The organism is Micromonospora sp. DT43, assembly GCF_049841645.1.
Lineage (GTDB): Bacteria > Actinomycetota > Actinomycetes > Mycobacteriales > Micromonosporaceae > Micromonospora.
The window spans coordinates 429,979-449,591 of the sequence record NZ_JBNCKR010000004.1; the positions used below are offsets into that span (position 1 = coordinate 429,979).

The 19,613-nt window shown below is 71.4% G+C and carries 17 protein-coding genes; 13 read left to right on the forward strand and 4 right to left on the reverse strand.

The window, feature by feature from the left end; translation table 11 throughout:
- Positions 1-71: 71 nt before the first annotated feature.
- The 3 genes from ACLQ26_RS13535 (at position 72) to ACLQ26_RS13545 (ending at position 4,327) form a co-directional block, all read left to right on the forward strand.
- Entirely contained in the window at positions 72-1,034 is a 963-nt protein-coding gene (locus tag ACLQ26_RS13535; protein WP_425744815.1) for a coiled-coil domain-containing protein, read from the forward strand.
- Positions 1,035-1,070: 36 nt separating this feature from the next.
- Entirely contained in the window at positions 1,071-2,633 is a 1,563-nt protein-coding gene (locus ACLQ26_RS13540) for a fused MFS/spermidine synthase (RefSeq protein WP_425744729.1), read from the forward strand.
- A 71-nt stretch (positions 2,634-2,704) separates the two neighbouring features.
- Complete coding sequence (locus tag ACLQ26_RS13545; RefSeq protein ID WP_425744730.1) at positions 2,705-4,327, forward strand: serine/threonine-protein kinase; 1,623 nt, start codon at positions 2,705-2,707, stop codon at positions 4,325-4,327.
- A gap of 38 nt (positions 4,328-4,365) precedes the next feature.
- Here the strand turns inward: ACLQ26_RS13545 and ACLQ26_RS13550 are convergent, their stop codons facing one another.
- Together ACLQ26_RS13550 and ACLQ26_RS13555 are read right to left on the reverse strand one after the other, a co-directional pair.
- Positions 4,366-5,034 carry a potassium channel family protein gene (locus tag ACLQ26_RS13550; protein ID WP_425744731.1) on the reverse strand — a complete coding sequence of 223 codons (669 nt, stop codon included), beginning with the start codon at positions 5,032-5,034 and terminating at the stop codon, positions 4,366-4,368.
- 17 nt (positions 5,035-5,051) lie between these two features.
- Positions 5,052-6,386 carry a TrkH family potassium uptake protein gene (locus ACLQ26_RS13555; RefSeq protein WP_425744732.1) on the reverse strand — a complete coding sequence of 445 codons (1,335 nt, stop codon included), beginning with the start codon at positions 6,384-6,386 and terminating at the stop codon, positions 5,052-5,054.
- Positions 6,387-6,527: 141 nt separating this feature from the next.
- Here ACLQ26_RS13555 and ACLQ26_RS13560 point away from each other — a divergent pair, with 141 nt between their 5' ends.
- Positions 6,528-7,640: a glycerophosphodiester phosphodiesterase gene (locus ACLQ26_RS13560; protein WP_425744733.1), complete on the forward strand. Its 1,113-nt coding sequence runs from the start codon at positions 6,528-6,530 to the stop codon at positions 7,638-7,640.
- Between the two features lie 531 nt (positions 7,641-8,171).
- Here the strand turns inward: ACLQ26_RS13560 and ACLQ26_RS13565 are convergent.
- Positions 8,172-8,402 (reverse strand): GntR family transcriptional regulator, encoded by a 231-nt coding sequence (locus ACLQ26_RS13565; RefSeq protein ID WP_425744734.1) that lies wholly within the window; start codon positions 8,400-8,402, stop codon positions 8,172-8,174.
- Positions 8,403-8,692: 290 nt separating this feature from the next.
- Here ACLQ26_RS13565 and ACLQ26_RS13570 point away from each other — a divergent pair, with 290 nt between their 5' ends.
- The 7 genes from ACLQ26_RS13570 (at position 8,693) to ACLQ26_RS13600 (ending at position 14,735) form a co-directional block, all read left to right on the forward strand.
- Complete coding sequence (locus ACLQ26_RS13570; protein ID WP_425744735.1) at positions 8,693-8,953, forward strand: hypothetical protein; 261 nt, start codon at positions 8,693-8,695, stop codon at positions 8,951-8,953.
- 216 nt (positions 8,954-9,169) lie between these two features.
- Positions 9,170-10,369, forward strand: a complete 1,200-nt coding sequence (locus ACLQ26_RS13575; RefSeq protein WP_007465458.1) for a substrate-binding domain-containing protein — start codon at positions 9,170-9,172, stop codon at positions 10,367-10,369.
- A 2-nt stretch (positions 10,370-10,371) separates the two neighbouring features.
- Positions 10,372-11,115, forward strand: coding sequence for an ABC transporter ATP-binding protein (locus tag ACLQ26_RS13580; RefSeq protein ID WP_425744736.1), 744 nt, complete (start codon positions 10,372-10,374; stop codon positions 11,113-11,115).
- Positions 11,112-11,894: an ABC transporter ATP-binding protein gene (locus ACLQ26_RS13585; RefSeq protein ID WP_425744737.1), complete on the forward strand. Its 783-nt coding sequence runs from the start codon at positions 11,112-11,114 to the stop codon at positions 11,892-11,894. Before ACLQ26_RS13580 ends, ACLQ26_RS13585 begins: the two co-directional genes overlap by 4 nt.
- Positions 11,894-12,784 carry a branched-chain amino acid ABC transporter permease gene (locus ACLQ26_RS13590; RefSeq protein ID WP_425744738.1) on the forward strand — a complete coding sequence of 297 codons (891 nt, stop codon included), beginning with the start codon at positions 11,894-11,896 and terminating at the stop codon, positions 12,782-12,784. The genes ACLQ26_RS13585 and ACLQ26_RS13590 overlap by 1 nt, the downstream gene beginning before the upstream one ends.
- Positions 12,781-13,884, forward strand: coding sequence for a branched-chain amino acid ABC transporter permease (locus ACLQ26_RS13595; RefSeq protein ID WP_425744739.1), 1,104 nt, complete (start codon positions 12,781-12,783; stop codon positions 13,882-13,884). The genes ACLQ26_RS13590 and ACLQ26_RS13595 overlap by 4 nt, the downstream gene beginning before the upstream one ends.
- Before the next feature lie 104 nt (positions 13,885-13,988).
- Positions 13,989-14,735 carry an SDR family NAD(P)-dependent oxidoreductase gene (locus ACLQ26_RS13600; RefSeq protein WP_425744740.1) on the forward strand — a complete coding sequence of 249 codons (747 nt, stop codon included), beginning with the start codon at positions 13,989-13,991 and terminating at the stop codon, positions 14,733-14,735.
- A gap of 74 nt (positions 14,736-14,809) precedes the next feature.
- On the opposite strand, the gene ACLQ26_RS13605 is transcribed toward ACLQ26_RS13600, so the two are convergent.
- Complete coding sequence (locus ACLQ26_RS13605) at positions 14,810-15,619, reverse strand: hypothetical protein (protein WP_425744741.1); 810 nt, start codon at positions 15,617-15,619, stop codon at positions 14,810-14,812.
- A gap of 142 nt (positions 15,620-15,761) precedes the next feature.
- On the opposite strand from ACLQ26_RS13605, the gene ACLQ26_RS13610 reads away from it, so the two are divergent.
- Positions 15,762-17,468, forward strand: a complete 1,707-nt coding sequence (locus tag ACLQ26_RS13610; RefSeq protein WP_425744742.1) for a BTAD domain-containing putative transcriptional regulator — start codon at positions 15,762-15,764, stop codon at positions 17,466-17,468.
- Positions 17,469-17,477: 9 nt separating this feature from the next.
- Positions 17,478-19,607 (forward strand): DEAD/DEAH box helicase, encoded by a 2,130-nt coding sequence (locus tag ACLQ26_RS13615; protein ID WP_425744743.1) that lies wholly within the window; start codon positions 17,478-17,480, stop codon positions 19,605-19,607.
- Positions 19,608-19,613: the final 6 nt, after the last annotated feature.

The window sequence follows — 19,613 nt, forward strand, 5'->3', positions numbered from 1 at the left end:
GTCGACGGAAGGACGCTGTCGTGCCCAGGACCAGGCTCAGCCAGCAGCGCGTTCGCCGCGTACTGCTCCCTCTGCTCACCGCCGTCGCGTTGGTGCTCGCCGGTGGGGTGCCCGCGTACGCGGAGCCAGGTGAGGGTGGCACCAAGAAGTTGCAGGACGCGCTGGAGCTGACCGCCAAGGGCCACATCGAGGCCAAGGCCAAGCTGGACAACTCCAAGCGCCGGCAGACGGCGTTGACAGGGGAGCTGAAGGCCGTCGAGGGTCGGCTGGTCGTGCTCAGCGCCCAGGTCGGCGAGGTGGCCGCGCAGTCGTACCGGGCCGGTCGGCTCACCCCGACGGCGATGCTGCTCAACACGGCCACGCCGCAGGCGTTCCTGCAACGCGCCGCCGACCTCGACCTGATGGCCCAGCGGGACAGCAAGCGGCTGCGCAATCTCACCGAGGCCCGGCGGGAGGTCCAGCAGGCCAAGATCGCCATCGACACCGAGGTTCGTGAGCAGCAGAAGCAGCTCGCCGTGATGGCGAAGAAGAAGAAGGAGGCCGAGGCGGCGCTCGCCGAGGTCAGCTCGGGCAGCAGCAACGGCTTCAGCGGCGGCAGCTCCGCGTCGGCGAAGCCGGCCCCGCGCAACTCCGACGGGTCCTGGCCCTCGGAGTCCTGCTCCGTGAAGGACCCGACGACGTCCGGCTGCATCACCCCGCGCACTCTCAACGCGCTCAAGCAGACCCAGGCCGCCGGCTACAAGCGGTACGTCTCCTGCAAGCGCAGCGGCGGCGGCGGCGAGCATCCCAAGGGCCGGGCCTGCGACTTCGCGGCCGCCACGGGTGGCTTCGAGGACAAGAACGCGACAGGCGGCGACAAGGCGTACGGGGACAGCCTGGCCGCCTGGCACGTGCGCAACGCCGACCGGCTGGGTGTGCTCTACGTGATCTGGTACCGGCAGATCTGGCATCCGGGCACCGGGTGGCGGTCGTACAGCGGCAGCGGCAGCCCGGCCGCCAGCCACACGAACCATGTTCATCTATCGATGTACTGACCCGGGACGCCAGCTTCGCTGCGTACCATCGCGACGATGAGCACCTCACCGTCCGACGTCGCGACCACGCCTGTCGCCTCGGGCCCGTCCACGCCTGTCACCGGCCGGGCGTTGCCCAACGGCCTGGCCGCCTTCCTGGTCTTCTTCGCAAGTGGCGCCGTGCTGGTGCTGGAGACTGTCGCGCTGCGCCTGGTCGGCCCGTACGTCGGAGTGACCCTCCAGGTGACCAGCTCGGTCATTGGCATCGCGTTGGCCGCGATCGCGTACGGGGCGTGGTCCGGCGGCTGGCTCGCCGACCGACGCGACCCGCGCGGTCTGCTGGCACCCGCGCTGGTGCTGGCCGGGATCGCCACCGCGGTGACCCTGCCCGTGGTGCGCTACGCCGGGGAGGTCCTGCGGGGTGGGGCGGCAAGCGCCATCCTGCTGCTGGTGGCGCTCGCCGTGTTCGTGCCGGCGGCGCTGCTGGCCGCGGTCACCCCGCTTGTGGTGAAACTCCAACTCGCCGACCTGCGCCGCACCGGTCAGGTGGTCGGCCGGCTGTCCGGCATCGGCACCCTGGGCGGCATCACGGCCACCCTGCTCACCGGCTTCGTGCTTGTCGCCGCCCTACCGAGCACTGTCATCGTGCTGGCCCTGGCGGTGGCACTCGGGCTGGTCGGCCTCGGCCTCGGCTGGTATCTGCGCCGCCAGGCGTCCACCGAGCTGCCCGGTCCGGCCCGTAGCCGGGCGGCACTGGCAGTGCTCGGCCTGGTCGGGGCGGGGCTGACCACAGTCGCGCCGAACCCGTGCGACATCGAGACCGCGTACCACTGCGCCCGGGTCACCACCGATCCGGCCCGGCCCGGCGGCCGCACGCTGCTGCTCAACTCGGCCCAGCACTCGTACGTCGACCTGGCCGACCCGAAACACCTGGAGTACGCGTACACCAAGTGGATCGGCGCGGTCGCCGACGTGGCCGCGCCGGCCGGGCAGCGGTTGGACGCGCTGCACCTGGGCGGTGGCGGGTTCACCGTGCCGACGTACCTGACCGCCACCCGGTCGGGCACCGACAACCTGGTATTCGAGATCGACGGCGGGCTCGTCGAGCTGGACGAGCGGGAGCTGGGCGTACGCCCGGGGCCTGGTTTGCGGGTGATGGTGGGCGACGCCCGGATGCTTGTCGCCGGTGAGCCGGCGGACAGCCGTGACCTGGTCGTCGGTGACGCGTTCGGTCACCTGGTGGTGCCCTGGCACCTGGCGACCCGGGAGATGGCCGCCGACATCCGGCGGGTGACCCGCCCCGGCGGTGTCTACGTGCAGAACGTCATCGACTACCCGCCGCTGCGGTTCATCCGCGCCGAGCTGGCCACGGTGGCCGCCGAATTCACAAACGTCGCGCTGATCGCCCCGCCGGAGGCGCTCGCCGAGGAGCGGGGCAGCAACTTCCTCATCGTCGGCTCGGACGCGCCGCTGCCGCTGGCCGCGATCCGCGCCCGCCTCGACGAGGTCGACCCGAGCGTCAGCCTGCTCTCCGGCGCGGACCTCACGGACTTCGTCGGGGATGCGATGGTGCTGACCGACGACTACGCGCCGGTGGACCAACTGCTGGCGACCGCCTGATCGGGTGAAATTCCTGACCGATTCCGATCCTCCAGGTGTAGCCCGGTCACCTGCGGGCAACAACGGCCACCATGGGCGGTGGGGACCGGAACGGCGCGCAACTGCTCGATGAGCGGTACAGGCTCATCGAGCAGCTCGGCGCGGGCGGCATGTCGGTGGTCTGGCGCGGTTACGACGAGGTGCTGGGCCGCCAGGTCGCGGTGAAGGTGCTGGCCTCGCGGCTGGCCAGCGACCGGGCCTTCCGGCACCGGATCCGCGTCGAGGCGCAGGCCGCCGCGCGGCTCTGCCACCCCAACATCACAAACGTGTACGACTACGGCGAGTCCCACCAGGTCGGCCTGACCGTGCCGTACGTGGTGATGGAGCTTGTCGACGGTGGTTCGCTCGCCAGTCGACTCGGCCGGGAGGTGCGGCTGCCGTGGCGCGAGGCGGTGACCATCGGCGCGGAGGTCAGCTCCGCGCTGGCCACCGCGCACGGTCGCGGTGTCGTGCACCGCGACGTCACCCCGGGCAACGTCATGCTCACCTCGACCGGGGTGAAGGTGGTCGACTTCGGCATCTCCGCGCTTGTCGGGGAGAGCGAGAAGGGGCCGGACGGCGCGCTGCTGGGCACGCCCGCGTACCTCGCGCCGGAACGGCTGGACAACGGGCAGGTCTCACCGGCCACCGACGTGTACGCCGTGGGGCTGCTGCTCTACCGGATGCTCACCGGTCGGCTGCCGTGGGAGGCGAACACGACCACGCAGATGCTGCGGGCGCACATGTACAGCGAGCCGGACCCGATGCCGGCGGTACCCGGACTGCCCGACGAGGTGACCGACCTGGTGCGACGCTGCCTGGCCAAGCGTCCCGCCGACCGTCCGGCCACCGCCGAGCTGGCCCGGACACTCGCCGAGGCGGCCGGAATGCTGGCGGCGGTGCCGGTCTCGCCGGCGGGCGGCCCGCTGGACGCCGCCGCGCTCGCCAACGCCGGCACCACGATCCTGCCCTGGTCGGCCGAGACGGATGCGCTTCCGCTGTCGCGTACCCGGCGCAGCCGCGCCGGACGGGTGAACCGGCGGCGACGGGTGGAGGCCGGAGTGGCAGCAGTCGGGCTGATCGCGGTCACCGGGGCGATGTGGGGGTTCACCTCCCGCAGCCCGGCCAGCGGGGAGGACCGGCCAACGACCGAGGCGCGGATGGGCCTGCCCGAGACCGCGCCCTGCGAGGTGGCGTACGCGCTGCGTACCGACTCCGGCAAGGACTTCACCGCCGAGCTGACCCTGACCAACACCAGCGCCCGCGAGCTGCGCGACTGGACGATGCACTTCACGTTCCCCGGCCAGCAGAAGGTGACGAAGGCGCAGCCCGCCCCGGTGCAGCAGCAGGGCGGCACGGTGCAGATCCGGCCCGCGGCACAGCGGACGACCCTGGCGCCGGGCGCGGCCGAGAAGCTCACCCTGGCCGGGACGTACAGCGGGGCGAACCCGCTGCCTGTGGAATTCCGGCTCGGCGACGCCACCTGCGGAGTACGCGTCTCGGGGGTGGCCGGAACGGCCCCGATCACGGCTCCGCCGAGCAAGGCGGCCCCGCCGAAGAAGACGACGAAGGCAGCGCCCAAGGCGCCGACCGCACCGAAGGCACCGGCGAAGGCCGCACCCAAGCCGGAGAAGCCCGGGAAGGGGAAGGGGCAGGGTGGTCCGGGAAAAGGGTGAAGGCCCCCGCGGGGCACGGCGCGCACCGGAAGTGATTGTCAGCGCCGCCCCGCGAACCGCTGCACCTGCTCGATCCCGCCCTCCACGACGAGCACCCCGCCCTGCGGCAGTTCGGTGTCGTCCGAGGCGTACCGGAAGCGTTCGCCCGGCACCTTCGCGCCTATCACCCGGACCCCGTAGCGCTCGTCCGGGCGCAGGTCGAGCAGCGTACGACCGACAAGCGACTGCGGCACCCGGACGGTGGCGATAGCGAAGTCGTCGTCGAACTCGATGAAGTCGAGCAGCCGGCTGACGATCAGGTGCGCCACCCGGTCCCCGGTCTCCGCCTCCGGAAAGATCACGTGGTGCGCGCCGACCGACGAAAGGATCTTGGCGTGCTTCTGCGAGGTGGCACGGGCCCAGATCTGCGGCAGACCCAGCTCGACGAGCGCCAGCACGGTGAGCACGCTCGCCTCCACCGACGCTCCGATGGCCACCACCGCCCGGCCGAAGCCGCTGACGCCGAGCTGCCGCAGGGCGTTCTCCTCGGTCGCGTCCGCCTGGACCACCCGGTCGAGCTGGGTCGAGAAGCGCTGCACCTGATCCGGGTCGCGGTCGATGGCCAGCACCTCACGGTCCATCCGGGTGAGCGCGCCGGCCAGGTGGCAGCCGAACCGACCAAGCCCGATCACCACGATGCCGCTGCCGTCCGATCGTCTCGCCGACACCTCGACCCTCCTCTTCGTCAGCCGACAATGGGTTGTTCCTGGGGATAGCGGTAGAGCTTCCGCCTGGTGTTCAGGGCGATCGCCGACCCGAGGGTGAGCGGCCCGACCCGGCCGATGAACATCAGTACGGTCAACACCACCTGACCGCTGGCCGGCAGCTCGGCGGCCAGACCGATGGTCAGCCCGGTGGTGCTGAAGGCGGAGGTGACCTCGAACAGGGCCGCGACGAACCGCACGCCCTCGGTGAGCAGCAGCAGGACCATCGTCCCGGCCGTGACCAGTGCGACGCTGAGCAGGGCCACGGTGACGGCCTGTCGCTGGCTGGCGGTGGCCAACCGCCGGTGCCCGACCGTCACGTCGGGTTCGCCGCGCAACTCCGCCCAGATGGTGAACGCCAGCAGGAAGAACGTGGACACCTTGATGCCACCGGCCGTGCTGGCGCTGCCGCCGCCGATGAACATCAGCACGATCAGCAGCGGGTAGCTCTCCTCCTGCAGGTCCGCGATGTTCAGCACGTTGAAGCCGCCGGTGCGGCTCAACGCGATCTGGGTGAACGACGCGAGCACCTTGCCCTCGACGTCGTACGAGCCGATGGTGCTGACGTTTGTCCACTCGGCGGCGAGCAGACCGGCGACACCGATCAGTACCAGCGCCGCGCTGCCCCAGATGGTCAGTTTGGTGGCCACCGTCCAGCGCACCGGCCTGCGCCACTCGCGTACGGCCTCGAACAGGGCGGGAAACCCGAGCCCGCCGACGACGGCGCCGAACGCCAGCGGCAGCGACACCCACGGATCGCGGCCGAAGGCCAGCAGGCCGTCCGTGTAGAGGGAGAAGCCGCCGTTGTTGAACGCCTGGACGGCGTGGAACACGCCCGACCAGAGGGCCCGACCGGGCGTGTAGTCGTACGCCGACCAGAGCCGGCCGGCGACCACCGCTGTCATCGCCGCCTCGCAGGCGAAGACGGTGATCGCGATCCGGCGCAGCAGCCGGGCCACGTCGCCGATGCCGAACTCCGCCGTCTCGGCCTGCACCAACAGCCGGTTACGCAGACCGAGCTGGCGCGACACGACGAGGATGACAAGCGCCGCGACGGTGAGGATGCCGAGACCGCCGAGCTGGGTGAGCAGGGTGATCACCAACAGGCCCCAGCCGGACCAGTAGTTGGGGGTGTCGGTGACGGCCATGCCGGTGACGGACAGCGCCGAGGTGGCGGTGAACAGGGCCGTGATCAGGGGTGGACGTTGGTGCTGGACCGTCGACCAGCGCGCCAGCAGCAGCCCGGTGCCGAGCAGGATCGGCACCAGGAACCCCAGCGGCACCAGCCGCACGGGGTTGCGGAAAAACCAGCGCACCAGACAATCTTCCTTTTCCGGGTGCCCGCCCGAGTGGGAACGCCCATTCCGGAGATTCACCTGCCGTCCAGCCATCGACCAACTCCCGGTCAATCGTGGACGGTCTGCTGTCTGCGACATCCCCAAGGACAGGAGACGGCGTTGCGACGTACCCTCTCGACCATCGGCGTGGCCGGCGCGCTGCTCGCCGCCGCCGTGGCCGTGCCCACGATGGCGGCCGCCGACCCCTCGACCGGGTTGGACCGCGCCCGAGGCATCGACCGGCCGATCGTCATCGGTCACCGGGGTGCCAGCGGTTACCGGCCGGAGCACACCCTGGAGGCGTACCGGCTGGCGATCCGGATGGGCGCCGACTACATCGAGCCGGACCTGGTGTCCACCTCCGACGGTGTCCTGGTCGCTCGGCACGAGAACGAGATCTCCGGCACCACCGACGTGTCGACGCACCCGGAGTTCGCCGCCCGCAAGACGACGAAGACCATCGACGGCGCCGCCGTGACCGGCTGGTTCACCGAGGACTTCACCCTGGCCGAGCTGAAGACGCTGCGGGCCAAGGAGCGGCTGCCGCAGGTACGCGTCGCGAACACAGCCTTCGACGGACGTTTCGAGGTGCCCACCCTCCAGGAGGTCATCGACCTGGCCCGTACCGAGGGGCGGACACGGGGCCGCACCATCGGCATCTACCCGGAGACCAAGCACCCGACCTACTTCACGTCGATCGGCCTGCCGTTGGAGGAGCCGCTGCTGAAGGTGCTGCGGCAGAACAAGCTGGACCGCAAGAACTCGCCGGTCTTCATCCAGTCGTTCGAGACGGCCAACCTGCGTCGCCTCAGCCGGCTGACCGACGTGAAGCTCGTCCAGCTGCTCGACGCCACCGGCCGCCCGTACGACTTCACAGTCGCCGGCGACACCCGTAGCTACCAGGACCTCGCCACGGCGGCCGGCCTGAAGTGGATCGCCGGGTACGCCGACGGCATCGGGGCGAACAAGAACCTGATCGTGCCCCGGGACGCGGCCGGCGCCCTGCTCGCCCCGACCAACGTGGTACGCGACGCGCACCGCGACGGGCTGCTCGTGCACTCCTGGACGTTCCGCGCGGAGAACCAGTTCCTCCCCGTGGACTTCCGCATCGGCACCGACCCGAACGCGCGCGGCGACATCACGGCCGAGTACGAACTCTTCCTCGGTCTGGGTCTGGACGGCGTCTTCAGCGATCACCCGGACACCGCAGTCGCCGCCCGCGCCGGCCTCTGACCCTGTCCGAGCCTCGGCGGGTGTCTCAGCCGAGCTGATCTCGGCCCGGAGCTGATCCGCTCCGAGTCGACCGCCGGGCCGATCACGCCCGGCCTACCCGCTGGCCCGTCGTCCGCCACCCGGACGGCGGGCCAGCGACACATCTGGGCTGACGCTCGGGCGCCCTCGCGGGCACGGGCATCACGCTGCGGACGCTATGGAGCTGATGCCGTAAACGAATCGCACTGCCGACGTCCGCCCACGTCTGTTAAACGCCGATGTCCACGCCGACGCTCGCCCACGCCGTCGCCGGTACACGTGTGCCTGTCCAAGGTCACGCTCGATCCTGGGTTCGGGCCGCAACTTCGCCGATGTTGCTGTATCGGGGCCGGTCGAGGCAGCAACATCGGCGAAGTTGCTGTCTCCTCACCGGTCGAGGCAGCAACATCAGTGATGTTGTGGCGATCTTCGCCCGCTGGGCGTCCGCGGGGGCGCACTCCCGCGGGCACGCTCGGGTGGGCGCGCTCGGGTGGGCGCGCTCGGGTGGGAGTGTCAGCGGCCGGGGTGCTCAGCTACGTAGGTGCCGCGGCCGGACTGGCCGATGATGAGGTTCCGGTCGTGCAGCAGCGAGAGTGCCCGATAGACCGTGCCTGTGCTGACGTCGTACATGTCGGCGAGCTGGCTGGTCGAGGGCAGCTTGTCGCCAGGCTTGAGGTCGCCGGTCCTGATTCGTTCGGCGATCTCGTCGACGATGCGACGGAACGACGGCTGTGCAGTGGCCATGGTGAGGACTCCGGTTGGTTCGGCACCTCTGATCATGCACGACCTGCTCTAGCTACTGCAATAAGTTGCCCGGCGATTGCGCTGCGGGGTCGACCTACTACACCTGCTGTAGTAGGTTGCTGATGTCCGGCTCCGGTTGGTTCGGCAAACCCTCGGGGTGCGGGCGTGAGATGGGCTCCGCGTTCGTACCGCCGTCTGGGCTGCGGGTGTGGGGCCGGGCGGTCCGGTGGGCGTCCCCTACCCGCACACCGGGCCGCCCACCAAGCCGACGAGGAGCCGACGAGGCGAGAGTGGACGAGGTGAAGATGGGCGCGGGGCGGGAACGGTTCGTGGTGCATCTGCCGGTGGTCGCGGAGGACCTGTCGGGGGCGGTGCGCTTCGCTCGGGCGATCACAAGAGCGCTGGGTTTTCTCGCCGACGTTGACCGGGCCGAGACGACGGTGTCGGAAGAGGATGCTCAGGGCGTACGGCATCGGGTTTTCTGTGATCGTTTGCTCGGCGGGCGTCGGCGGTGTCCGCGCCCGGCCGACCACGACGGGCCCTGCGATTGAGCGGGCGGGCCGGATGGCGCGAGGCGACACACGGCTCGGGCGGTCCGTGGGGATTCGGGCCATCGGGGGCGCGGGTCGCCGGGTGGTGGTGCGGCCCGCTGTAACCCCCGACCATCCCCTTCCCGTTACTTGTGTGTTTCCGCCACATAGCCCGTGGGTGACGTCACTTCTAGCGTGAGCCGACAACACAGCATCCTGTCCTCACCTGGAGTCGCGATGACGGTCCGGCACACGCGGCGGGCGTTCCTCTCCGCCGCCACGATGATGGCCGCGGCGTTGGCCGCCACGGCCTGTGGTAGCCCGCAGGACACCGCCACCGGCGGCGGCGACAGCGCCGCCCCGGTCAAGGTCGGCCTGGTGTACTCCCAGTCGGGAGCCCTGGCCAGCTACGGAAAGCAGTACATCGAGGGGTTCAAGGCGGGGCTGGACTTCGCTACCAAGGGCACCGGCAAGGTGGGTGACCGCAAGATCGAGCTGACCGAGGTCGACGACGCGGGCGACCCGGCCAAGGCCGTCTCCGCCGCCAAGGATCTGATCGGCAAGGGTACGAAGATCATTGCCGGCTCGACCGCGTCCGGTGTGGCGCTCCAGGTCGCGCCGATCGCGGCGCAGAACAAGGTCCTGTTCATCTCCGGCCCGGCCGCTACCGACGCGGTGACCGGGGCGAACAAGTACACGTTCCGATCCGGCCGGCAGTCCTACCAGGACGTGGTGACCGCCAAGTCGTTCATCGGCGACCCGGCCGGCAAGAAGGTAGTGGTCTTCGCCCAGGACGGCGCGTTCGGCGACGCCAACGAGGCGGCCGTCAAGGCCGTCATCGGCAGCGCGGGCGCCACCGTCAGCAGCGTCCGGGCGCCGGCCAGCGCCACCGAGTTCACGCCGTTCGCCAGCCAGATCAAGGCCGCCAAGCCGGACCTGCTCTTCGTCGCCTGGGCCGGCACCACCGCCCCGGCCATGTGGCAGACGCTCGACCAGCAGGGCGTGCTCTCCTCCACCACTGTCGTCACCGGCCTGGACATCCGGGCCTCCTGGCCGACGTTCGGGGCGGCCGGCGCGAAGATCTCCTTCCTGTCGCACTACTTCGACGGCGCGTCCGACACCGAGGCCAGCAAGGCGCTGAAGGCCAAGGTGAACACCATCGATCTGTTCCACCCGGACGGCTTCGCCGCCGCCCAGATGGTGGTCCGCGCGGTGCAGGAGGGCGGCGACGACGTCGACAAGATGGTCACCGCGCTGGAGGGCTGGAGCTTCGACGGGGTCAAGGGCAAGATGACCATCCGCGCGGCCGACCACGCGCTGCTCCAGCCGATGTTCCAGGCCAAGCTGACCGGCAGCGGCACCGCCTTCACGGCTACCGCGCAGAAGAGCCTCACCGGTGACGAGACCGCGCCGCCGGCCGTGGCCATGAAGGGCTGACCATGCTCGCCACCCGCGGTCTGACCTGGCGGATCGGTGAGGTCGCCATCGTCGACAGCGTCTACCTCGACCTGGCGCCCGGGGAGTTCCTGGGCGTGATCGGGCCGAACGGCGCCGGCAAGACCTCACTGTTCAACCTGATCACCGGCCTGCGCCGGGCCACGGAGGGCCGGATCACCCTGGACGGGCAGGACATCGGGGCGCTCCCGCCGCACCGGCGGGCCCGCCTCGGTCTGGGCCGTACCTTCCAGGCGTCGTCGGTCTTCGGCTCGCTCAGCGTGCGGGAGAACGTCCGGCTCGCCGTGCAGGCGCACCGCGGGGGCTCGATGGCGCTGTGGCGGCGGGCGGCGGCCGACCGGGAGGTCGCCGCCGCCGCCGACGCGGCGCTCGACCGGGTCGGCCTCGCCCACCGGGGTACGGCACTGGCCGGCACCCTGGCCCACGGCGAGAAACGCAAACTGGAGATCGCTCTGCTGCTCGCCGGTGAGCCGCGCGTGATGCTTCTCGACGAGCCCATGGCCGGCGTCAGCGCCGAGGACGTGCCCGAGCTGGTCGCCGTCATCAAGTCGTTGACAGGCGACAGCGGCCGGGCGGTGCTGATGGTCGAGCACCACATGGACGTGATCCTGGAGCTCGCCGACCGGATCGCCGTCATGCACCACGGCGCGCTGCTGGCCTGCGACACCCCGGAGACGGTGATGGCGAACCCCACCGTGCAAGAGGCCTACCTGGGGGAGGCGCTGTGAGCGAACCCGTTCTCACCGTGGAGGACCTTTCGGTCCGGATCTCCGGGCTGCACATCCTCCAGGGGGTGTCGTTCACCGTCGCGCCGACCGGCGTGACAGTCCTGCTCGGCCGCAACGGGGTCGGCAAGACCACCACGCTGCGGGCGATCGTCGGGCTCACCCCGCCCGCCGGGGAGGTTCGCGGCACCATCCGCATGGGCGCGCAGAGCCTGCTGGCCCGGCCCACGCACCGGCTGGTCCGTGGGGGACTCGGCTACGTTCCCGAAGACCGGTGTGTGTTCGCCGGCCTCACCGTCGCGGAGAACCTGCGGCTCGCCGAGCGGCGCGGCACCACCCCGGCGTACGACAAGGTCTTCGCGCTCTTTCCGGAGCTGGACCGGCGCGGACGCCAACGGGCCGGTTCGCTCTCCGGCGGGCAGCAGCAGATGCTCGCGATCGGGCGGGTGCTGCTCAACGACAACCGGCTGCTGCTGATCGACGAGCCGACCAAGGGGTTGGCGCCGAAGGTGGTGACCGAGGTGGCCGAGGTGTTGGAACGGGTCGCGGAGTCGGTGCCGGTGCTGCTCGTCGAGCAGAACCTTGCCGTCGTACGCCGACTGGCCCGCGACGCGGTGGTGCTGGCCGCAGGCAGGGTGGCCTGGACCGGCGACGCCCGCGAGCTGCTGCTGGAGACCGCGTTGACGAAGTCGCTGCTGGGTGTCGGCTCTGCGGAGGTGAGCTCGCCGAGCGCGAGGAGTGAGCTTGCGAGCCCCGCAGTCGCGAGGAAGGACCGGCTCTGATGGGCACCGTGATCCTGTTGGCGTTGACCGGGCTCGGCCTGGCGGCGCTGTACTTCCTCGTCGCCTCGGGCCTGTCCCTGGTCTTCGGCCTGGCCGACGTACTCAACTTCGCGCACGGTCTGTTCCTCGGCGTCGGCGCGTACGGCACCTGGTGGGCGGCGGGCAACCTGCCGGGCGCCGGCCCGGACGGGTTCGGCTTCGTGCTCGCCGTCGCCTTCGGGGTTGCCGCCGGCACGCTCGTGGCGATCCTTGTCGAGCTGGTGCTGATCCGCCCGCTCTACTCCCGCACGATCGAGCAGGTGCTGGTGACCGTCGGCCTGTCGCTGGCCGGGGTGGCGCTGCTCCAGGCCACCTGGGGTGCGGACGCGCGCACCTTCCCCCGCCCGGACTGGACCCGACAGGTCACCGGGATCCTCGGCGCGCAGGTGCCCAACGGCGGCCTGCTGCTTATCGTCGCGGCGGTGCTGGTGCTCGGCGCGATCCTGGCGTTCCTGCGCTGGACCCGGTACGGCCTGGTGATCCGGGCCGGTGTGGAGAACCGGGAGATGGTGACCGCGCTCGGCATCGACGTGCGCAAGGCGTTCACGCTTGTCTTCGCGATCGGTGGGGCGGCAGCCGCGCTCGCCGGTGCGCTCGGCGGGGTCTACTTCGGCACCGTCTCGCCCGGCCAGGGCGGCTCGCTGCTGATCTTCGCGTTCATCGTGGTGGTGATCGGCGGGATGGGCTCGGTGGTCGGCTCCGCGTACGCGGCGGTCGTCGTCGGGCTGGTGCAGCAGTTCGTCAACTACTACGGCACGTCCGGGCTGGGCGACATCTGCGTGGTCGGGCTGCTGGCCGTGGTGCTGCTGCTGCGCCCGCAGGGCATCGCCGGAAAGGTGGCAACGGCATGACGGTGATCGACGCGCCTCCCGCGCAGGTGCCTGACGAACTGAGCCCGCAGCGGGGGCGGTGGCACCGGGTCCGCCCGTTCCTGCCGCTTGTCGCGCTGGCGGTGCTGGCGATCCTGCCGTACTCGACGATGTCCCTGCCGGGGATCTTCGAGGGGCCGGTCAACTCGCCCGGCACCCTGCAACTGCTCGCCATCTGCCTGATCTTCGGTGGCCTGGCGGCCGGGTACGACCTCCTCTTCGGCCGGACCGGCATGCTGTCCTTCGGGCACGCGCTGTACTTCGCGGCCGGGGTGTACGGCACCGACATCCTCGTCACCCGGGCCGGGCTGCCGCTGTGGCAGGCGGCGCTGCTGACCATCACCGGCGGCACCATCCTCGCGGCGCTGCTCGGCGCGGTGGCCCTGCGGACCGTGGGTATCGCGTTCGCCATGGTGACCCTCGCGTTCGCGCAGGTCGGGGCGATCCTGGTGGCCCGGGACTTCGGCGGGCTCACCGGCGGCGAGGAGGGCCTGCCGCTGGACGTGTCCGGGCTGCCCGCCGGCCTGGTGGGGGTGACGAACACCGTCAACCTGTACTGGCTGGCGCTCGCGTACCTGACGCTCGTGGTCTTCGTGGTGCACCGGGTGAGCGGGTCGCCTACCGGTCGGGTGCTCGCCGGGCTGCGCGACGACGAGCGGCGGATCGGCGTGCTCGGGCTGGACCCGTACCGCTACAAGCTTGTGGCGTTCACCCTGGCCGGTGGCTTGGCGTCGGCGGGTGGGGTGGTCTACGTCCTGATCGTCGGCGGCGCGTCACCGCACATCACGTCCTCCGAGCTGACCCTGTCGCTGCTGGTCATGGTGGTGCTCGGCGGGCCGGGCACCCGGTGGGGGCCGGTGCTCGGCGGCGTCCTCTACATGTACCTGGACCACCGGCTCACCGCCTTCGGCACGAGCGACGCGGTCGACAACCTGCCCGCCTTTCTCAGCCGTCCGCTGAGCCAGCCCCTGTTCGTCCTGGGCACGGTCTTCATCCTGGCCGTCTACTTCTTCCCCGGAGGCATAACCAGCCTGGCCCCCCGCCTGTCCCACCTAACCCGATCCCTCCGCCCCCCACGCTGACCCCCGCCCCCCTGGTTGATCATGAAGTTATTGCCACGACACGCCGTCGCGGATGGCGATAACTTCATGATCGACGGGTTTCAGTGGGCAGGGGAGGTCGGGACGTGGGACCGCGGGTTGCTGTTGTCAGTGGGGGTGGGACCGGGATCGGGGCGGCCGTTGCGGGGGCGCTCGCGCGGGACGGGTACGACGTTCTGATCGTCGGGCGGCGGGCGGACGTGTTGACTGCCGCTGCGGGGCGGATCTCCGTGGACTGCGGGCGGGCTGACGCCGTCACCGCCGTCACGGCGGACCTGACCGACCCGGAGCAGCTCGACAGGGTCCTCGCGGCGGTCGGTGACCGGCCTGTCGACGTGGTCGTCAACAACGCCGGCGGGTACCTGGGCGGGGACACCGACACGCTCGCCGGCACCGCCGCGCACTGGCGGGCCAACCTGGACGCCAACGTGCTCACCGCCGTTCTGCTCACCGAGGCGCTACGGCCGGCCCTGCGTCGACCCGGTGGGCGGGTGATCCTGGTCAGCTCGATCGCCGCCCAGCGCGGCGGCGGCGGGCCGTACTCGGCGGCGAAGGCGGCCCTGCACGGCTGGGCGTACGACCTGGCCGCGCAGCTCGGCCCGGAGCAGATCACGGTAAACGTGGTGAGCCCCGGCTACGTCGCCGAGACCGAGTTCTTCGGTGACCGGATGACCGCCGAGGGGCACGCGAAGAGGGTCGCGGCGACCCTGGTCGGACGGGCCGGCGTGCCCGACGACGTCGCAGAGGCGGTGCTCTACCTCGCCAGCCCCGCTGCCGGGTACGTGACGGGCCAGGTCCTCGGGGTCAACGGCGGCTCGGTTCTCGGCCGCTGAGCGAGTACGGAACTGTCCGCGACGCCGAAAGGGCGGCGGCCCCCCGTGCGGCCGCCGCCCTCCTGTGTCGTGGGTCAGCCGTTCAGCATCTCGTAAGCCATCGCCGGCGCCTTCGTGGCGGCGGCGCCGGTCGGCACGCTGATCTTCGGGGCGCTGCCGTAGTCGGCGTAGTTGACGACGTAGTCGTACGCCTTCGCCTTGCCGGCGGCGGGCATCTTCAGCGTCAGCGAGGCCAGGTGCTTGTCCGCGCCGACGACTGCGGTGAACGGCACCTTCTTGGCGGCCTCGCCGAGGGCGGCCGCCTCGCCGTCCTCAAGCGCCTTCGCCGCCTCCGTCTCGCTCACGTCGATGAACCCGACGTACTGGCCGGGACTCTTCTCCTCGACCGAGGTGGCCGCCTGAATGAGTGGCCCGGTGTTGCCCTGGTCCACGCCGTCGTAGGCGGGGATGTCAACGGCGTCGGTCAGCTTCTTGGGGTCCAGCTGCATCCACTTGTCCGGGAACTTCGGGAGGCCGGGGCGGCCGCTGAACTTCGCCTTCACCCAGTTCTGATCCTCGATCACCAGGAACGACATCTTCACGACGATGCCGTCGGAGTCCGCAGGCATGGCCATGTTGAGCTCGAACCCCTTGGCCGCCGGGTCGATCCGGCCGCTGATCGTGCTCGTCGCGTCCTTGCCGCTGAACCGGAACGCCCCTTCGGTGCCATCCGGGACGGCCTCCAGGAGCGCCTCCTTCGGGCTGGCGGACGGGCTGCTCTGCGGTGCCGCAGCCGGTTCGCTCTTCGGCCCGCAACCCGTGAGCAGGGTGGTCGCGGCCAGCACGGCGGCGGCCGTACCGACCGTCCGTCGGATGGTGCCGGCGGTGCCCGTTGCCTGTGTCATCGCACTTCTCTTTCTCGCTGCCTGGCTTCTGCCGATGACGATGCTGCCGGCCGGCACGGCCGATCGGCTGCCGATATGCTGCCGTCCGGCTGCCGGGCACTGCCGTCCGGCGCTCCCGGGGGTGTCAGGAGCGGAAACTCGCATGTCAGGACAGCTGCGTTTCGAGATCCTCGGGCCTCAGCGGGCCTGGTACGCAGACCGGGAGATCGACCTCGGTCCGGGTAAGCAGCGCGCGGTGCTCGCCGTACTGCTGCTCTCCGCCGGCCGTCCGGTGTCCACCGGGCAGATCGTCGACGCGGTCTGGCCGGAGGATCCACCCGCGAACGGCCCGAACGTCGTGCAGAAGTACGTGGCCGGACTGCGCCGGGTGCTGGAACCGGACCGTTCGCCGCGTACACCGGGACAGGTGCTCAGCCTGACCGACGCCGGCTATCTGCTGCGGGTGGACCCCGAGGCCGTGGACGCCGTCCGCTTCGAACGGGGCGTGCAGGCTGCCCGCCAGCGGCACGCGACCGGGCGTACGGAGCAGGCGCTGAGTGAGCTGGCCACCGCCCTGGACCTCTGGCAGGGGGAGCCGTTCACCGGCTTCACCGGGCCGATCTTCGAGGCGGCCCGGCAGCGACTGGTGGAGTTGCGGGCCGTGGCGCTGGAGACCCGGGCCGAGCTGACGTTGGACCTCGGGCGGCACCGCGAGGCGGTCGGTGAGCTGGTGGAACTGGTGGCCGAGTTCCCCGTTCGGGAGCGGCTGCGGCAGCAGCTCATGCTGGCGCTCTACCGCAGCGGGCGGCAGGCCGAGGCGCTCGCCGCCTACCGGGAGTTCGGCGACCTGCTCCGCGAGGAGTACGGCATCGAGCCGGGCGAGGCGCTGCGCGTGCTGCACGGGCGGATACTGCGCGCCGACCCGACACTGGTGGTGGCAAAGCCGGCGAGCGAGCCGGAGGCACCCATGCCAGCGACCGTGGGATCCGTCGCGGTGGTGCCGGCCCAGGAGCGGGCAGCCGACCCGGTCGACCCAGCCGACCCGGTCTCCGCCGTTCCGCCGCCTGCTCCGCCGTCCACCGCGTTCCCACCGATGCCGCGGGGCCAGTACCCGGTGCGTGGCACCCCACCACGGCGGGCGCGGCGGTGGGCCAGTATCAGCACGGCGATAGTCGCCGCGCTGATCGGGGTGCTCTCCTTCGGCCTGCTCACGTGGCTGGTGGTGCTGGTCTACGCGCTGTGGCGACGGAGCTGGCGAGACGGGCTCGCCGCCCTCGGCTACCTGTCGGCGATGGCCGTGTTCATCGGCGTGGTCGGCTCCGGTGACCCGGACGAGGTGACCACCGTCGACTTCGTCGCGATCATCGCCTGGCTGTTCACCTGGCTGCTGGGTGTCCTGCACACACTGCTGCTGAACGGCGCGATCTGGTCGGCGATCACAGGACGGGGCACGGCGGCGACCGGGCCGGTCGCCCACGAGCGCCGGGTCCGCCGTGAGCAGGCCCGCTACCTGCTGTACCACTACCCGGCGGCGCGCCAGGAGTTGCACATCGGCCGGCCCGACCTGCCCCGTACCTTCGACGACGGGGGCCTGGTGGACGTCAACGCGGTCCCCGAGGCGACGATCGCCGAGATGCCCGGGATCACCGCCGAGCAGGCCCGGCAGGTGGTGGTGGATCGCTGGCTGCGTGGCCCGTTCGGTTCGATGGAGGACCTGGCCGCCCGCTGTCTCCTCCCGCTGGTGCTCACCGACTCTCTCCGCGACCACCTCGTCTTCCTTCCCCCGATACCGCGTCCGTCCACCGCGATACCGCAGCAGACCGCTGCCCAGCAGCAGCAGACCGGAGGGGACGTCCGCCCTACCTGGTAGAAATGCCGGATGGGCGACGAGCGGGCAGGCGTACGGGAGCGGGCCGAGGCGGTGCTGCGCCGGCTGGCAGGTGACCACGCCCGGCTGCGCGAGGACCAGTGGCGTGCCATCGAGGCACTTGTCGTCGACAGGCGACGGGTGCTCTGCGTGCAGCGGACCGGTTGGGGCAAGTCGGCTGTCTACTTCGTGGCCACCGCCCTGCTCCGGGATCGTGAGCAGGGCCACCAGGCCGGGCCGACGGTCATCGTGTCGCCGCTGCTGGCGTTGATGCGCAACCAGGTCGAGGCGGCCGCCCGGGCCGGCATCCGGGCCCGCACGATCAACTCGGCGAATCTCGATGAGTGGGACGAGATCACCGCCGAGATCCAGACCGGCGCGGTGGACGTGCTCCTGATCAGCCCGGAACGCCTCAACAACCCGGACTTCCGCGACGGCGTCCTGCCGAAGTTGGCCGCGACCACCGGCCTGCTGGTGGTCGACGAGGCGCACTGCGTCTCCGACTGGGGGCACGACTTCCGCCCCGACTACCGGCGGCTGCGGACGTTCCTCGCCGAGCTGCCCGAGCGCACCCCCGTGCTGGCCACCACCGCGACCGCCAACGCCCGGGTCACCCAGGACGTGGCCGAGCAGTTGGGCGACGCCCTCGTCTTGCGCGGCACGCTGGACCGCGAGTCGCTGCGCCTCGGCGTCCTCGACCTGCCCAGCCCGGCGCACCGGCTGGCCTGGCTCGCCGACCACCTGGATCGGCTGCCCGGCTCGGGCATCGTCTACACGCTGACAGTCGCGGCAGCGGGGGAGACGGCCGAGTTCCTGCGCTCCCGGGGCTACCCGGTCGCCTCGTACAGCGGGCAGTCCGACGACGCCGACCGGCGGGCCGCCGAGCAGGACCTGCTGGACAACAAGATCAAGGCGCTGGTCGCCACCAGTGCGCTCGGCATGGGCTTCGACAAGCCCGACCTGGGTTTCGTCGTCCACCTCGGCGCGCCGCCGTCGCCGATCGCGTACTACCAGCAGGTCGGCCGCGCCGGCCGTGCCGTCGAGCACGCCGAGGTGCTGCTGCTGCCAGGCGTCGAGGACGCCGCCATCTGGCGCTACTTCGCCTCGCTTGCGTTCCCACCGGAGCAGCAGGTCCGTGCCGTGCTGGCCGCACTGCACACCGACCGCCCGCTCTCCACCCAGGCCCTCGAACCCCTCGTCGACCTGCGCCGGGCCCGCCTCGAGCTGATGCTCAAGGTGCTCGACGTGGACGGCGCGGTCCGCCGGGTGCGCGGTGGGTGGCTCGCCACCGGCGAGCCCTGGGTCTATGACGAAGCCCGGTTGCGCCGCGTCGCCGAGGCGCGCACCGTCGAGCAACAGGCCATGCGGGAGTACGCGACCACGTCCGACTGCCGAATGCGGTATCTACGGGAACGCCTGGACGACACCGAGGCGACCGACTGCGGCCGGTGCGACAGGTGCGCCGACCCGCTCTTCGCCGCCGACGTGTCGACGGCAGCGCTCGCGGCAGCACAGACCTTCCTGGGCCGGCCCGGCGTGGAGATCGCCCCGAAGAAGCTCTGGCCGACCGGGCTGGACGCGGTGGGCGTACCGCTGAAGGGCCGGATCGCCCCGGCGGACCAGGCGCTGCCCGGTCGCGCGGTCGGGCGCCTCTCCGACCTGGGCTGGGGTGGCCGGCTGCGCGACCTGGTCGGCCCGGAGGCACCGGACGTGCCGGTGCCCGACGACGTCGTCGGCGCGGTGGTCGAGGTGCTGAAGGCGTGGGCGCACGGCGACGACCCGTGGCCCCGCCGTCCGGTCGGGGTGGTCGCGGTGGGCTCCCGCCAGCGGCCCCGGCTGGTCGGCTCGCTGGCCGAGCGGATCGCCACCGTGGGTCGGCTGCCGCTGCTCGGCGCGGTCACCCCGACCGGTCCCGGTGGTCCCGGCGGGCCGCGTGGCAACAGCGCCCAGCGGGTCCGCGCGCTGCACGACGCCTTTTCGGTACCGGCCGACCTGGCCGACGCGCTGGCCGCCCTGGAGGGGCCGGTGCTGCTCGTCGACGACCTGGTCGACTCGGGTTGGACGATGACGATGGTGGCCCGCGCGTTGCGGCGGGCCGGCGCCCCCGATGTGCTGCCGCTGGCTCTCGCCGTGGCCGGCTGATCCGCT

What these genes read in the sequence shown, in the direction of transcription:
- ACLQ26_RS13565 (WP_425744734.1), bottom strand. Translation starts at nt 8,402, where the DNA reads ATGGCCACTGCACAGCCGTCGTTCCGTCGCATCGTCGACGAGATCGCC.
- ACLQ26_RS13590 (WP_425744738.1), top strand. Translation starts at nt 11,894, where the DNA reads ATGGGCACCGTGATCCTGTTGGCGTTGACCGGGCTCGGCCTGGCGGCG.
- ACLQ26_RS13595 (WP_425744739.1), top strand. Translation starts at nt 12,781, where the DNA reads ATGACGGTGATCGACGCGCCTCCCGCGCAGGTGCCTGACGAACTGAGC.
- ACLQ26_RS13615 (WP_425744743.1), top strand. Translation starts at nt 17,478, where the DNA reads ATGGGCGACGAGCGGGCAGGCGTACGGGAGCGGGCCGAGGCGGTGCTG.
- ACLQ26_RS13580 (WP_425744736.1), top strand. Translation starts at nt 10,372, where the DNA reads ATGCTCGCCACCCGCGGTCTGACCTGGCGGATCGGTGAGGTCGCCATC.
- ACLQ26_RS13610 (WP_425744742.1), top strand. Translation starts at nt 15,762, where the DNA reads ATGTCAGGACAGCTGCGTTTCGAGATCCTCGGGCCTCAGCGGGCCTGG.
- ACLQ26_RS13605 (WP_425744741.1), bottom strand. Translation starts at nt 15,619, where the DNA reads ATGACACAGGCAACGGGCACCGCCGGCACCATCCGACGGACGGTCGGT.
- ACLQ26_RS13575 (WP_007465458.1), top strand. Translation starts at nt 9,170, where the DNA reads ATGACGGTCCGGCACACGCGGCGGGCGTTCCTCTCCGCCGCCACGATG.
- ACLQ26_RS13540 (WP_425744729.1), top strand. Translation starts at nt 1,071, where the DNA reads ATGAGCACCTCACCGTCCGACGTCGCGACCACGCCTGTCGCCTCGGGC.
- ACLQ26_RS13545 (WP_425744730.1), top strand. Translation starts at nt 2,705, where the DNA reads ATGGGCGGTGGGGACCGGAACGGCGCGCAACTGCTCGATGAGCGGTAC.